Origin of the sequence: Candidatus Nitrosopumilus sp. (genome assembly GCF_965262695.1) — an archaeon.
In the GTDB taxonomy this organism is placed as follows: Archaea; Thermoproteota; Nitrososphaeria; order Nitrososphaerales; family Nitrosopumilaceae; genus Nitrosopumilus.
On sequence record NZ_OZ253550.1, the window covers coordinates 951,698 to 964,672 of the forward strand.

Here is a 12,975-nt window from a genome sequence, read left to right on the forward strand (position 1 = left end):
TCATCAGATTAAAATAATTAGTTTAACAAGTTCCTAAACATCATTGGAATTTTTATTAGAAAATATACTTAATCTCATAGGATTTTTGGTAGGACTTGGAATTGGAATAATGTCACTAATTGGATTTAGAAACACAGGAAGTCCAACATTATTTAGATTAACAATTGCATTTTTCTCAATTAGTTTAGGATTCTTTGTAATTTGGGCAGGATACATGGCAGAAGACTTTGCAATCAAAGCAGGACATATTGAAAGATGGGTACAGACTTTGGGAATTGCAATCCAGACAGTTGGTTACTTTTTCATTGCGTTTTCACACAGCATCAAATCATTTTTTCCAAAATCAAGTTACTTTAGATCAGTTGGAATACTACCATTGTTTCTAGTTTCATCAGTACAGTTAGAGCATCTCTTTAGATCAGTATCATTCATCTTGCTTGCTTATGGTGCGATTGAAACAATGCTGTCATACATTGACAACAAGAACAAAGGTGCAATCTCAGTTTCAATAGGATTGGCGTTGCTGGCACTAGGAGAATTCTTGGGATGGTATTCATTTGTGTTCCCTGAATCAATTCTATATTCAGTATCAATGGTAATCAAAATTGGCGGTCTGATTGCATTATTCATTCCAGTAAGCAAGGTTCCTCTAACCAAGATAAAATTTGATGAAGGACTGGAGTAATTTTTCAGTCTAGGCTCAAAATGCAAAATTTGTCAAATTCTTTTATCTTTTTGGTATATTGGAAAATATCAACGTCCTATCATAGAAATTATCAAAAGAAATTGTAAGATATGGCAGAGTATAGAACTCATATGAAAATCATCGGAGATATTCTATCTACTACCAGAGATGATCTTCAAGACGAAGACGGGGCAACAGTAACTTATCTGATTAGAAAAGCAAATGTTTCTCATTCTAGAATTTCAAGAATTCTAAAGACACTAGTCTCTCAAGGTCTTTTGGAACAAGTTGATAGTCAAGGTTCTAACAAATACAGAATTAGCCAAACAGGAAGAGAGTTCCTTCAAGCATATTACAAGTTTACAAGTTTTGCAGACAATTTTGGATTAAACATCTAGTCTTCATCCAATTCATCTAAATCATCATCAAAGTCATCTTCAAAATCAGTGTCCTCATAATCTGCATTAGACATACGGTATCTAGAAAAAATGTAATGTTAAAAACTTTTCAAAAGAAAATGGTAATTAAACAAAAAAACTAGGACAAATCATTGAAAGTAAGCTGTGATGAGCAAGGAATTGAGAAAGCATCTCAAATTATAGAAAATGGAGGAATAGTTGTTTTTCCAACAGATACTGTATACGGCATTGGATGCAATCCTTACAACAAAGAATCTGCAAAAAAAATTTACGAGATTAAATCAAGGGACTTTTCAAAACCATTTCCAGTTTTAGTGTACTCTAAAGATATAGCTGAGCAGATTGCAGAGTTTGATGGGATTTCAAAAAAACTTGTAGAGAAATTTTGGCCAGGTCAGTTAACAATTATTTTGAAACTAAAGGACATGAAACTAAAAGAATCACTTAATCTTGCAGACAAAATTGCACTAAGAATTCCAAATCACAAATGCACATTACAGTTACTGGAAAAATGCAAGTGTCTGGTTGGGACTAGTGCAAATGTTTCAGGACAATCATCATTTTTTGATCCCCAAGAATGCATCAAGAATGTAGAAAACTATGATGTTTTTGTGGATGGGGGAACAATTACAAGCAAAGGTGAATCCACCATTATTGAAATACAAAATGAAGAGATCAAAATCATCAGAGAAGGTTCTTTGAGCAAAGAGGAGATTTTGGATACATGAATCTGATAATAACATGTGCAAGACACCTTGAACCTGAAACAGAAGAGGAACTAAGGGGGTTTTTGGATGAATTTGGGGACTCTGAACCCAAAGTTACAATCACTAGCATGTCAGGGATTCTGACTGCTGAGACAAAGTTAGATCCAGTAGAAGTTGTCAGAAAAATAAAAGAGACGCTTCTTGATGAGCCATGGAGTGTAAGATATTGTCTGAGAATAATTCCAATTCAGAGAATTGTTGAGACAAAAATTGAAGAAATAGAAAAAGTTGTAGAAGAATTATCAAACAACATTTCAAAAGATGAAAAGTATAGAATTTCAATTGAGAAAAGAAACTCAGACATGTCCAGCCAGGAAATCATTAAACAAATTGCAAGCAAGATAAAAAATCAGGTTTCACTTGAATTTCCAGATAAAGTTGTCTTAATTGAGATTCTGGGAAACAAGGCGGGGATTTCTGTGCTAAAAAAGTCGGATATTTTGAGTACAGAGAAGACCAAGCGTAGTATCTCAGAGTAAAACTGCTGCCTGTTCCACTAGGATATCTTCTAGTGGAGTTTTGGAATAAACAGAATCAATTTGTTTTTTAGAAATTTTAAAAGACTTTTTCAAAAATGATTCATTATTTTTTGAAAACAATGGAACACATAGTGATGAGAGTTCTTTGTATAATGAATCTAAACTAGTTTTGTTTCCAATTGTAACTAGTAGAAAATCAGTTTTTGGTTTCATTCCAGCTAGTCTTATTGCAGCAGAGATTTGTTTTGTCAATGCAAAGCGCATCAAGATATCAGTTTCAAGTTTGTTTGAGAGCAGAATATCATTTTTTTGAGATTCTAGGGAAAGAGATAAGATCTTTTTGAGATGTGAACCATTTAAGATAAACTCACTTGATACTGCTTGAAGTATGATTTTGGGATATTTCTCTCTGAGTTCATCAAGAAACTTTACATCAATTGATTTTTGGCCTTTGATTTGTACAATTTGTATCTGTTTTGAAGAGATTTTGTAAAGTAGTTTTTTTGCAGCACCGCCATGAATTACAGGAATTATACTTACAACATCATTGTCTTTGATTACAGTTGACTTTCCGTCCATTGCAGAAGAGTCAACTCCATTTACTGCAACTAGAATATTTTCAGTGTCTAACTTTAGAGAGTTATCAGGTTGTAGTTGTAATAATTCATCAAGTAATTCTTGAATGGAGATGTCTGATTTTTCAACCTCTAGTTTGTCTGTTGAAAAAGATTTCTTGGCACCGCCAACAAGTTTTACAGTAATCATAGAATATTTTGTTAAAGTTTGAAATTAATACTTAATGTATTATTCAGATTTTTCTTCTGGGGTTTCAGGTGTTTCTGCAGCAGGTGCTTCTGTGGTTTCTGCTGCTGGGGTCTCTGTAGTTTCAGGAGTTGCTTCTGCAGCAGGTGCTTCTGTAGTTTCAGGTGTTTCTGCTGCTGGGGCCTCTGTAGTTTCAGGAGTTGCTTCTGCAGCAGGTGCTTCTGTAGTTTCAGTGTTGAATTGAGCTTCTTCTTGTTCTAGTGCTTTTGAAGATTCAATTTGTGCTTGTTTTGCTTTTGCTTCACGAATCTCTTTTTTGATAAATTTTGTAATGTAACCTGCAACTTCGTTTTTTAGTCCCTTTGAGCGGACAATTGAAACTTGGTCTAAAACTTTTTTGTTATCAGCAAAATCTTCACCGAATTTAGACTTGTGACTATCTAAGACTTCGTATGAAAGACGTTTTATTCTATCCACGCCTCGTCTAAAGATTAGGGTATTTTATACCTATATTCCAAGATACGCGTTTGAGTTTTTTTCTAGCAATAATGCAGTGTCATCAAATGATTTTCCCAGAACTTTTGAGGCACTAAAAATTACACTAGGAATAAAGCCAATATCAGCAGGTTTCATTTCAAAACATCTAGAAAATCTAACAGGACCATCAGTTTCTACTAGAATTTTTGATTCATCACTTTTTGATAACAGTGTCTGCTTGTCATTAGCATAAATCATCACAGGTCCAAACGAAACAAAAAAGCCCATATCCATTGCCTTTTGAAGGTTTTTTTTACTTCCATCAAACCAGTGAAGTAAAGCATGTTTGGTATTATACGAGGTCATGACTTCAAAAACTTCATTCAAGCTCTTTCTTGAATGAATTGATACTGGTTTGTTGTATTTTTCTGCACAAGACAGCAAAGTCTCAAAGACAAGGGTCTGTCTTTTTGTATCTTCGTCGTTATTTGTATACGTAGGATCTAATCCTATCTCTCCAATTCCTGCTAGTGTGTCATGATTCTCTTCTATCATGGTAACAACTTTTTCTAGATCATCATTTGCACATTCAGGATGAATTCCAATAAATGGTAAAACAAGTTCACTTTTTTTTGCAAGTTCCAAAGTTTCTAAGGAATTTTTTGCATCCATTGATACACAACATGCTTTGATTTTTAAAAAATCCATTTCTTGTAAAGTAAAATCCATGTCAGGAGAATATTGAGGATCAGAGAGATGGATATGAGAATCAAAGTACCAAGTCATTTCTTTACCAATTCTTGAAATAGTCTGTATAAATCGATTCCTTAGTGATATTTTTTCACTCATTATCTTTTTTCGGAAAAAACTAAAACAAGATTCATGAAATCATCAGAATTGGGTCTATCTGCAATGTATAGAATTCTAAAGAAAGCAGGTGCCGAAAGAGTCAGTGATGAATCTGCAGACGAATTAAGAAGAGTTATTGAAGAAGTGGCAAACGGTATTGCCAAAAGTGCAGTAGATATGGCTTCTCATGCAGGTAGAAAAACTGTGAAAGGGGAAGATGTAAAATTGGCTTCAAAACCATTTAACAAATTCTAATCAATAGTTTAGATTTAGATATTCAAACCGGTGTTAACTGATGAAGTCTTGTTCTTAGATGGACAAGATTTTCCTTCGCCTTCTTTGCCTTCATCATCTGGAATGATATCAGTTGTTTGTGCATAAACAGAATCCATTGGAAGTGCCATTGCAAATACTGCAGCAAGTGCAAGTATTGAAAATAGTGCAATTCTTGAATCCATGTATATCTTAGAAGGTTTTAGCATTTAAAGAATTCTCAAAAATATTTGAGTCAATTTTACAGATTATAGTGGTCCTGCAATCGGAAAAGGTTTAATCATAAACGCCAAAAATGCTATAGAAGTCATAATTATCCACCAATACAAGATTCTCAAGATAGACATTTTTTCAGAATAACGATTAACCAGTGTCAAAATTATCCAAGGTATAACATGAATCAGAGCAGTTCCGATTGTAAGATAGCCTGAAGCTAGTGCTACAATACTAAGAGGGATTGCAAGTAGTCCAATAGAAAGAAAATATCCAGAAAGCCCAAGAAAGTAAATTTTTACAGTACCAAATAGAGTTGCGGGATCACATCTAGTATCAGTACAAGTCACCATACCATACAACATTATGAGTATGGGAAAGGCAATTACAACAGATATAGCAGAAATTCTAAGATGTTTTTCTTTGATAAAATTCCCGCTTGATATAGAAGATTCATTTTGATTGTCATTCTTTGTTTTTCGTTTATTTGAAGTAACTAGCATAATCAAACCGATGTTAATTCCAGCTCCAATGCCTGCCAACAAAATGTAGAATAGGTTAGAGATTAGTTGTTGTTCGTTTGTAAGTCCAGTTTGTTTTCCAGGATGACACACACCATCTATCAGATAGTTTCCCTTACCACACGCAAGTTCATCTTCAGGTGTAGGAGTGGGAGCTATTTCCAAAGTTGCGACATATTCAGATTTTTCTATGTGTGGTGGCCATGGTTGTATATCCATCACTCTGATTTCATATGGTTTTACGTATGATGTAGATTTTTCAAGAATCATGTAACTAGTACTACTAGATGTACCACGATCTATTTTGATTATGACAGTTACCTGTTCACGTTTACATTCTCCATCAACAGGACAACGAGATGTATCAATATCAGAAAAATGGATTGGGATACCATCAAAATCAATTATTTCATCAAATCTGATTTCAATTGTTTGTATTTGTCCAAACACTTGAGAAGATGCAAATGCAGGATGTAATAGTAAAACAAGTCCAGTAATTACTAAAAGTCTAGTTTTCATTTTCAGGTCACAGAGATATATTCTATTTTTTCCCCACAGAAAGGGCAAAAATCAATTGGAACATAATTCTCTTTTTCAACTATAGAATACTTTCCAATTTTTCCGTTCCAAGATTTTACTGATGAAACATATTTTGATAATTTTTCACAACAAAAATCAGATTGGCTGTTAAATTTTAATTCAGAAAAAGAGACATATTCAAAAGCCTGAATTTCTTTACGAAAATATACTTGCAATACTTTTGGCTGAAATTACTAAGTTCATAAGTACTTCTAATCATTAACCTCAATCCTTAGGGATTGGACCAATATTGAGGCAAATGAAAACAGTTTGACATCATCACAAGAGTTTAATTGTTCATTTTGTGTTTTTCAAAACGGTACTCTGGCAGAACGGTTATGCGTGGGCCTGCAAAGCCTATACAAGGGGGTTCGACTCCCTCGGGTACCTTTACTCTACAATAACTTGTCCTTCCATCCAAGGATGAAGGGTGCAAAAATAATCAAAAGTTCCTGCTTCATCAAAAGTTAGTGTGTAGGAATCAAAAGGATCCATGTGTCCGCTATCAAAAAGAGTTTGTGGCTCATCATAAAATCCAGACGTTACACTGTGAAATGCTGAATCCTCATTTACCCATGTTACAGATTCTCCAGAACTAATTGTAATTACAGATGGAATATAGCATCTGTCTGTTTCCTCACAACCAGGTCGGGAAACTTTGGTTGGCATGATGACATCACCACCAGTCATGACATCAGGTTGCAAAACTCCTTGCATGGAATATGTTAGATTTGATTCAGGAGCAGGCTCTGGTTCCATATCAGAAGTTGAGAAAGCAACAGCCAATGAAACAACGATTACTATTCCAATTATGCTTGAGGCAACTATTTTTTTTATCAAATCTTTTCACATCTAAAGCTGAGTTATTACATAATTACCAAATTCTCTAAATATATAACATACTAGAAAAGTAGATTGGCTCAAAACGGAAACGGGTTATTAGAATACATACCTGGCTCACACACGCTTCTAGTTCAAAAAAATTCCAGTCCACCACTGGAAGGATTTGAAGAAAACATCAGAGAAAGCATACATGAATACGCTGAGAACTCTAAAAGCGACGTTGAGAAGGGAAATAACTTTCTTCAATGGATATTGACAAGGGTTTTTGAGGCTACAGAAGACGATGCTGCAGATGCAATTGTAGATGGTGCAAACGATCTGGGCATTGATGCATACTTGCCAGTAGATTTTTCAGATAACACAGTTAGATTATTTCAATCAAAGTATGGTACATCTCATTCACTTGAAGCAATTGCGAAATTCAAAGAAGATGCAAAGAGACTGCTTACAAAAGATGTTACAAAGATGAGACCAGAGCTTGCTCAACTTGTTACAAAGATAAAAGAAAAGAATCTCAAAGTAAAGTGCTGCTATGTTACGGATCAAAAAGTAGACTATCATGATGAACTAGTAGAAGTGATTGATGAGGAAAAAATTATTCAAAAATTATGGGACAGGATAAAAAAGCCAGCTGCAGGAAAAAAATCATCAATACGACTAGAAAAGATGCTCAGACACGAAAATACTATCCTGGGAATTCTAAAACTACGTGAATTAACAGAGTTTGTAAGCAAGAATAGAGATTATGTTTTTGAGTCTAACATCAGGCAGTGGATGCAATTCAAGACCACAGTGAATAAAGGATTAAGAGATACATTACAGAGTAACCCTAACAAATTCTTCTTTTACAATAACGGAATTACTATTGTAGTAAGTGATTTTTCAGAACTAGGGGAGAACATGATTGAGCTTCATGCACCACAAATTGTAAACGGCGCACAAACATCAAATTCAATTTTAGATCATTCAAAGAGAACAAAGAACATGGATGGCTCCATGACAGTTACAATAATCAAGGCAGACGATGAACAAGAACAAAACAACATTACAAAGTATAGAAATTCACAAAACTCTGTCAGAGGAAAGGATTTAGTTTCTTTGATGGACTTTCACAAGTCAGTCAAATCACAATTAAAAAACTGTGGCTATTTTTATGAAATTCAAGCAGGTTCTTTTGATACAAAATCAAAATCAAAACAATGCGAGTATCTAGGAGATACCACATACAACAACTATCTTCCTGACAATCACAAAAAAGTTATTGTTGCAAAAGATGCAATCCAATCTCTAGTTGCAGGAATTGAACAGAGACCAACTGAAGCATACAGTTCACCAGCTCAGTTTCTTCCAAGAGGCAGCAAGTACGATGACATCTTCAATGATAATCTAAAAGATGATTACAGAATCTTGTTGTATCCATATTTGGTAAAAGAATTTGCAAAAAAATCGTTAAAGTATGGAAAGAAGGGAGGACACAAGACAAAGAGATACGCGACATTGTTCTATGTTGCAGTATACTTTAGAATTTTACACAGGAAAATTTTGGAATCAAAAGGTGATTACAAGGGAGACATTAGGAAAATAGAGCCAATTTTCCGCAGTTTCAAACTCAATTCTCGTATTTTGAAGCTTGCAGATGTGATTGTGACAAAATTCCTAGAAGATACGGTAGTAGATGATGAAATCGAGATGGCAAACACAAAGCATAATTTTTTCTCTCAACATGTTTGGAATGATACGATGCTTCGAGTAATTGATAAAAAAATCAGACAAGAAGAAGACGAAATCTTGGCGCTAAAAAAACTAACTAGCAATTTATTGTAATTCTAGTAGGCAGAGTCCAACCAAGTAAAAATCTTGCAGGAGGTTTACATTGGTCAGACTACTACCTGAATTTGATAAAAAACAAGTGGTATTTAACATAATTATCATGTAACACCGGGAATGTTTTTTATATCGTCTAAAAAGAGCAGAAAACACTTTGGGACTAAAAGAAAAATGTGCAATATGCAGTAAACAAGTTGAACAGCCTTTCAAACCAATGAAAGAGTGGAAAGTTGAAGGCACACTTTGCGGCGACTGTTATTCAAAACAGCTTCATGAATATTATCCTGGAGATCACGTTAGAGTAAACAAACACTTGGACTAGTTATTCTGATACTGAAAAATCATTTGCATTAAAACAATTCCAAACAAGTGGATCATCTTTTACATCTTTTTCTTCAAGGAATTGAATGTCAGTAATTGTCTTCTTTCTTTTTAGCAAGTTTACTTGAAACGTTGAGAACTTTTTGCAATCACATTTGTTATACAGACATTCATCATTGTCATTTTCATCATGATCTCGTGCCTCATGACCACAATTGCACAACGCATCCTTTTTCACATCACCAAGTTCCTTGTGTGCATAAGTTCCCAATCTCAAATATGCTTCTCCGCCATGTCCTTTCTTGAATCGCTCGTAATTTTCAGACTTGTGCAAGACTTTGTAAAAAGACATGTTCGTATCAGGCTTTTGGGAATCAGCGCCCATGATGAACCAGTACTGATCACCAATCTCTACGAATCTGATCTTAATTGATGGGTCCACCCAGTAACGAATGGTATCATGCCAAATAGAGGCAGACTCTTTTCTGTCAGAAACTAGTGGCACAACATTCATGCGAAGATCATAATACCGGTAAGCAACACCTTCAAAGTCATCAAACCATGGAATTGCAGACATTGTTGGCAAATCAGGCTAGAGATTATTTATCTGATCTGAATTAGTGGTAATACCCTTATATCTGAGTTTTAGAGTAGATACGTATGGTTTCCTATAGAACTAGTATGCAAATTGTAGCCGATTTGTTGACTGTTACTGAGCAATCAGGACAGGAAGGTATCAAGACAACATCACTTCTAACAAAGGCCAATCTATCACATTCTAGACTATCCAAATTCTTAGAAAACTTGACTGGTGCAGGCCTAATCAACAAGATAGAATTTGACGGAAAGAACACTTTTGTAATTACACCAAAAGGAAGACAATATTTGGAATCTTATGCAAACTTTTCAAGTATTGCTGAATCATTTGGTTTAGAACTATAAGACCTATTTTTTAGATCTTTTTCGTTTAGCATTTGCTTCTTGTCTTGCTTTCTTTTCCTTGTAGGAACTGTAAACGAAGATAATGATAATTCCTGCTATTCCACCATAGAACAGATGGGGAATGAATCTCATGTCTCCTGTAGTTGGATCAAAAAAGGCAATTGCTATTGTAACAATCATGAACATCAAAACTACAGTAAGATACTTGTCCATGATGGGATTTAATTTACAAAACCATATATCTTTTTGAAAATACCCAAAACTCAGAGATAACATGGCAAAAATGCTAGAATTGGGAGGATTAGTTTTGATAGCAATTATGTTTGCAAGTTTTGTTGGAGCTTTTCAGCCCACAATCGAACCTGGATTATCACCATTGTTCTGGGGATGTGCAGGAGCTGCATTAACCATTATCATGTACAGAAAATTCAAGAGAAAGAAAGACGAAGAGTCTGAAGAATAATTTTAGAAAACACTAGTAATTGATCAACATTTGATCAACCGACAGATCTATAAAGGATGGTTTTACGGAAGTTATGAGGGGAACATGACAGAACAAACTAAACAATGGTGGGAAGGTTTAGGAAAAGAACTAGAAATAGACATCGAAACCCTTGATGAATAAATTCTTAATAATTTAGAAAATTTTTTGAAAAAGTTACAAGCCTCGGACGGGGTACGAACCCGCGACCTAACGCTTACGAGGCGTTCGCTCTACCAGGCTGAGCTACCAAGGCACGTTTGGATAAAGCCATCAGAGTTAATAAAAAGCCTTTCTGAGTTGGATTGATTGAAAAAAACAATTTCAGGAATTAGAGGAATATTTGGAGAAGATCTCAATCTAAAAGACGTACTAGAATTTTGCAATAATTTTTCATCACTGGTACAATCTGGGAAATGTGTAATTGGAAAAGACACGAGACCAACAGGCCATATGATAAAAGATACTGCCAGTGCAGCACTAATGAAAAACGGGATTGATGTTTTTAATTTAGAGACTGTTCCAACTCCAGTAGTTTTTAGAGAAGCAAGAAAGTATGGTGCAGGAATTGTTGTATCATCATCGCATAATCCAATAGAGTGGAATGGAATGAAATTCATCATTGAGGGAAGAGGAATAAACGAAAAAGAACTTCCACAAATAATTGAGAATCAAGAGATCAAATCATCAAAGATTGGAACAGAACAAGACATTTCATCATCATACATTGAAGATGCAAGAAAAATAATAGGAGATTTGGAGAATCAGCCTGAAATTGCAGTCGACATTGGAGGCGGGGCTGCAAAAGGATTTGCGCCTGAACTGTTGGAATCCATCGGGTGCAAGGTTCAGGTGATTAATGAGAATTTGCAAGGCTGCACAAGAGGGCCAGATCCTACTGCAGACAATTTGGACGATCTAGTTTCTGCATCATCTCAAAAAGAGATTGGATTTGCGTTTGACTTGGATGGGGATAGACTGGTAGTAGTTAGAAACGGAAAGAAACAGACACCTGATGTAACATTAGGATTGGGAGTTGCAAAGTCATTGGAATTAGGATACAAGAGTTTTGTGTTAAGTATCGACACAAGTGTTTCAGTTGAAAAGTTCATCAAAGAAAACGGTGGAACTGTTCAGCGAACCAAAGTTGGAGAAGCAAATGTCATTGAACAGATGATAAAAGACAATGCACAAGCTGGCGGAGAAGGAAGCAGTGGAGGTTTCATTTTACCCGAATTCAATTATTGCAGAGAAGGAATTCTAACTAGCGGTTTGATTTCATCAATGCTTGGAACTGCAAAGTTTAACGAAGTTTTGAATTTTATGGAAAGTTATTTCCAAATAAGAGACAAGACTGCAATTGATGCACAGTTCCATGACAAAGTAATTGATGATGTGCATTCGAAACTATCTAAAGAATATTCAGAAGTCAATACGCTAGACGGTGTTAAGGGAATCATTGATGAGAACAGTTGGGTGTTGATAAGAAAATCAAACACAGAAGATATCATTAGAGTTTCAGCTGAATCAAATGATGAAGAAAAATGCAAAAAGATTGTCAAAGACACAATAGAGTTGGTGAATCAAAGTTATGAGCAAGTTAGATGAGTCATCGATAATCAAAATTTTTCAAAAGAAACTTGGAAACAAGAACTTTGAAGACGTGGAGATTTTCAAGTCAAGCAAACCAAGCATCATAGCAAAGACAGACACTCTAGTTGAGAGCACAGACATTCCTCCCAAAATGAAACTATCAGATGCTGCAAGAAAAAGTGTAGTAGCATGCGTAAGTGACTTTGTAGCAAAGGGAGTCAAGCCTCAATACGGCATAATTTCAGTAAACTTTCCCTCAAAGATTTCACGCTCAAAAGTTGAGGATGCTGCTAATGGATTTAGAAAGGCATGCAAGGAGTTTGGGATTTCCATTCTAGGAGGCGATACAAACGCAGGAAGAGAAGTTGTGTTTAATGTATGCCTGTTTGGGAGCGCTGAAGGAATAGTTTCCAGAAGAGGTTCCAAGAACAAGGATTTGATTTTTGCAACAGGGCCATTTGGTTATACTGCTGCAGGTTTGGGCATTCTGCTAGAGAAGAAAAGAGGGAGTAGTGATTTTGTCAAAAAATCTGTCCAGTCAGTTATTCATCCAAAGCCAAGAGTAGATTTTGGGTTGAAAAACAAAAAATATTTTTCATCATCAATGGATTCCAGTGATGGCCTATCTACTACACTGCATGAGATGGCAAAACAGTCAAAGAAGAAATTTGTCATTACCAACTCTCCACACAAAAAAGATTTGGAAAAGCATGCAAAATTACAAAAACTCAATCTAGATAATTTGGTTTTTCATGGAGGAGAAGAGTACGAGTTTGTGTTTACCGTTAATCCAAAACACAAACAAACCATTCTAAAAAATGCAAAACAACTCAAAATACCAATTATTGAGATTGGTCATGTCACTGCAGGGAAAGGTGTAGTATTGCAGAGAGACAACAGAGAAATCATTCTAAAAGACTCTGGTTGGAAACACTTTGGGTAAA

Annotated in this window: 20 protein-coding genes and 1 tRNA gene; 12 read left to right on the forward strand and 9 right to left on the reverse strand. The window is 35.2% G+C overall.

Annotation, left to right across the window (positions count from 1 at the left end):
• The first annotated feature begins 43 nt into the window (after positions 1–43).
• The 4 genes from ACQY2P_RS05820 (at position 44) to ACQY2P_RS05835 (ending at position 2,350) form a co-directional block, all read left to right on the forward strand.
• On the forward strand, positions 44–685 hold the full coding sequence (locus ACQY2P_RS05820; RefSeq protein WP_428325739.1) for a hypothetical protein: 642 nt from the start codon (positions 44–46) through the stop codon (positions 683–685).
• A 110-nt stretch (positions 686–795) separates the two neighbouring features.
• Positions 796–1,083 carry a winged helix-turn-helix domain-containing protein gene (locus ACQY2P_RS05825; RefSeq protein ID WP_428325740.1) on the forward strand — a complete coding sequence of 96 codons (288 nt, stop codon included), beginning with the start codon at positions 796–798 and terminating at the stop codon, positions 1,081–1,083.
• Positions 1,084–1,235: 152 nt separating this feature from the next.
• A complete protein-coding gene (locus ACQY2P_RS05830) occupies positions 1,236–1,832 on the forward strand; it encodes an L-threonylcarbamoyladenylate synthase (RefSeq protein ID WP_428325741.1) in 597 nt (198 codons plus the stop codon).
• Complete coding sequence (locus tag ACQY2P_RS05835; RefSeq protein WP_428325742.1) at positions 1,829–2,350, forward strand: THUMP domain-containing protein; 522 nt, start codon at positions 1,829–1,831, stop codon at positions 2,348–2,350. The genes ACQY2P_RS05830 and ACQY2P_RS05835 overlap by 4 nt, the downstream gene beginning before the upstream one ends.
• Here the strand turns inward: ACQY2P_RS05835 and cgi121 are convergent.
• Genes cgi121 through ACQY2P_RS05850 form a run of 3 tightly spaced genes read right to left on the reverse strand, consistent with a single transcriptional unit; the run spans position 2,342 to position 4,375 of the window.
• Complete coding sequence (gene cgi121 / locus ACQY2P_RS05840; protein ID WP_428325743.1) at positions 2,342–3,115, reverse strand: KEOPS complex subunit Cgi121; 774 nt, start codon at positions 3,113–3,115, stop codon at positions 2,342–2,344. The two genes, ACQY2P_RS05835 and cgi121, sit on opposite strands and share 9 nt — an antisense overlap.
• Before the next feature lie 39 nt (positions 3,116–3,154).
• On the reverse strand, positions 3,155–3,589 hold the full coding sequence (locus tag ACQY2P_RS05845; protein WP_428325744.1) for a hypothetical protein: 435 nt from the start codon (positions 3,587–3,589) through the stop codon (positions 3,155–3,157).
• 30 nt (positions 3,590–3,619) lie between these two features.
• The gene (locus ACQY2P_RS05850) at positions 3,620–4,375 is read right to left on the reverse strand and encodes a TatD family hydrolase (RefSeq protein WP_428325745.1); all 756 of its coding nucleotides are present in this window, start codon (positions 4,373–4,375) and stop codon (positions 3,620–3,622) included.
• A gap of 96 nt (positions 4,376–4,471) precedes the next feature.
• Between ACQY2P_RS05850 and ACQY2P_RS05855 the strand changes: the two genes are divergently transcribed.
• Complete coding sequence (locus tag ACQY2P_RS05855) at positions 4,472–4,693, forward strand: histone family protein (RefSeq protein ID WP_048071117.1); 222 nt, start codon at positions 4,472–4,474, stop codon at positions 4,691–4,693.
• A 14-nt stretch (positions 4,694–4,707) separates the two neighbouring features.
• Here ACQY2P_RS05855 and ACQY2P_RS05860 read toward each other — a convergent pair whose 3' ends face one another.
• From ACQY2P_RS05860 to ACQY2P_RS05870, 3 genes are all read right to left on the reverse strand, one after another.
• A complete protein-coding gene (locus ACQY2P_RS05860; RefSeq protein WP_428325746.1) occupies positions 4,708–4,896 on the reverse strand; it encodes a hypothetical protein in 189 nt (62 codons plus the stop codon).
• 63 nt (positions 4,897–4,959) lie between these two features.
• Positions 4,960–5,964, reverse strand: coding sequence for a hypothetical protein (locus ACQY2P_RS05865; protein ID WP_428325747.1), 1,005 nt, complete (start codon positions 5,962–5,964; stop codon positions 4,960–4,962).
• A gap of 450 nt (positions 5,965–6,414) precedes the next feature.
• Positions 6,415–6,864 (reverse strand): cupredoxin domain-containing protein, encoded by a 450-nt coding sequence (locus ACQY2P_RS05870; RefSeq protein WP_428325748.1) that lies wholly within the window; start codon positions 6,862–6,864, stop codon positions 6,415–6,417.
• Positions 6,865–6,939: 75 nt separating this feature from the next.
• On the opposite strand from ACQY2P_RS05870, the gene ACQY2P_RS05875 reads away from it, so the two are divergent.
• Complete coding sequence (locus ACQY2P_RS05875) at positions 6,940–8,691, forward strand: AIPR family protein (RefSeq protein WP_428325749.1); 1,752 nt, start codon at positions 6,940–6,942, stop codon at positions 8,689–8,691.
• 157 nt (positions 8,692–8,848) lie between these two features.
• Positions 8,849–9,016 (forward strand): hypothetical protein, encoded by a 168-nt coding sequence (locus tag ACQY2P_RS05880; RefSeq protein ID WP_428325750.1) that lies wholly within the window; start codon positions 8,849–8,851, stop codon positions 9,014–9,016.
• Here the strand turns inward: ACQY2P_RS05880 and ACQY2P_RS05885 are convergent, their stop codons facing one another.
• Positions 9,017–9,592, reverse strand: a complete 576-nt coding sequence (locus ACQY2P_RS05885) for a hypothetical protein (RefSeq protein ID WP_428325751.1) — start codon at positions 9,590–9,592, stop codon at positions 9,017–9,019.
• A 104-nt stretch (positions 9,593–9,696) separates the two neighbouring features.
• Here ACQY2P_RS05885 and ACQY2P_RS05890 point away from each other — a divergent pair, with 104 nt between their 5' ends.
• A complete protein-coding gene (locus tag ACQY2P_RS05890) occupies positions 9,697–9,957 on the forward strand; it encodes a winged helix-turn-helix domain-containing protein (protein WP_014963822.1) in 261 nt (86 codons plus the stop codon).
• A 3-nt stretch (positions 9,958–9,960) separates the two neighbouring features.
• Here ACQY2P_RS05890 and ACQY2P_RS05895 read toward each other — a convergent pair whose 3' ends face one another.
• Positions 9,961–10,170, reverse strand: coding sequence for a hypothetical protein (locus ACQY2P_RS05895; protein ID WP_428325434.1), 210 nt, complete (start codon positions 10,168–10,170; stop codon positions 9,961–9,963).
• Between the two features lie 61 nt (positions 10,171–10,231).
• On the opposite strand from ACQY2P_RS05895, the gene ACQY2P_RS05900 reads away from it, so the two are divergent.
• Both ACQY2P_RS05900 and ACQY2P_RS05905 read left to right on the forward strand, forming a co-directional pair.
• Positions 10,232–10,420 (forward strand): hypothetical protein, encoded by a 189-nt coding sequence (locus ACQY2P_RS05900; RefSeq protein WP_428325752.1) that lies wholly within the window; start codon positions 10,232–10,234, stop codon positions 10,418–10,420.
• A gap of 30 nt (positions 10,421–10,450) precedes the next feature.
• The gene (locus tag ACQY2P_RS05905; protein ID WP_428325753.1) at positions 10,451–10,582 is read left to right on the forward strand and encodes a hypothetical protein; all 132 of its coding nucleotides are present in this window, start codon (positions 10,451–10,453) and stop codon (positions 10,580–10,582) included.
• Positions 10,583–10,620: 38 nt separating this feature from the next.
• Here the strand turns inward: ACQY2P_RS05905 and ACQY2P_RS05910 are convergent.
• Positions 10,621–10,694 (reverse strand) — tRNA-Thr (locus ACQY2P_RS05910).
• A 53-nt stretch (positions 10,695–10,747) separates the two neighbouring features.
• Here ACQY2P_RS05910 and ACQY2P_RS05915 point away from each other — a divergent pair.
• A complete protein-coding gene (locus ACQY2P_RS05915) occupies positions 10,748–12,046 on the forward strand; it encodes a phosphomannomutase (protein ID WP_428325754.1) in 1,299 nt (432 codons plus the stop codon).
• Complete coding sequence (thiL, locus tag ACQY2P_RS05920) at positions 12,030–12,974, forward strand: thiamine-phosphate kinase (protein WP_428325755.1); 945 nt, start codon at positions 12,030–12,032, stop codon at positions 12,972–12,974. Before ACQY2P_RS05915 ends, thiL begins: the two co-directional genes overlap by 17 nt.
• Position 12,975 lies beyond the last annotated feature (1 nt).

Bases quoted from the DNA above. Each gene is read 5' to 3' on its own strand.
- ACQY2P_RS05850 (WP_428325745.1), bottom strand. From the start codon at position 4,375: ATGACTTGGTACTTTGATTCTCATATCCATCTCTCTGATCCTCAATAT.
- ACQY2P_RS05895 (WP_428325434.1), bottom strand. From the start codon at position 10,170: ATGGACAAGTATCTTACTGTAGTTTTGATGTTCATGATTGTTACAATA.
- cgi121 (WP_428325743.1), bottom strand. From the start codon at position 3,115: ATGATTACTGTAAAACTTGTTGGCGGTGCCAAGAAATCTTTTTCAACA.
- ACQY2P_RS05865 (WP_428325747.1), bottom strand. From the start codon at position 5,964: ATGAAAACTAGACTTTTAGTAATTACTGGACTTGTTTTACTATTACAT.
- ACQY2P_RS05825 (WP_428325740.1), top strand. From the start codon at position 796: ATGGCAGAGTATAGAACTCATATGAAAATCATCGGAGATATTCTATCT.
- ACQY2P_RS05855 (WP_048071117.1), top strand. From the start codon at position 4,472: ATGAAATCATCAGAATTGGGTCTATCTGCAATGTATAGAATTCTAAAG.
- thiL (WP_428325755.1), top strand. From the start codon at position 12,030: ATGAGCAAGTTAGATGAGTCATCGATAATCAAAATTTTTCAAAAGAAA.
- ACQY2P_RS05885 (WP_428325751.1), bottom strand. From the start codon at position 9,592: ATGTCTGCAATTCCATGGTTTGATGACTTTGAAGGTGTTGCTTACCGG.
- ACQY2P_RS05890 (WP_014963822.1), top strand. From the start codon at position 9,697: ATGCAAATTGTAGCCGATTTGTTGACTGTTACTGAGCAATCAGGACAG.
- ACQY2P_RS05860 (WP_428325746.1), bottom strand. From the start codon at position 4,896: ATGGATTCAAGAATTGCACTATTTTCAATACTTGCACTTGCTGCAGTA.
- ACQY2P_RS05900 (WP_428325752.1), top strand. From the start codon at position 10,232: ATGGCAAAAATGCTAGAATTGGGAGGATTAGTTTTGATAGCAATTATG.
- ACQY2P_RS05835 (WP_428325742.1), top strand. From the start codon at position 1,829: ATGAATCTGATAATAACATGTGCAAGACACCTTGAACCTGAAACAGAA.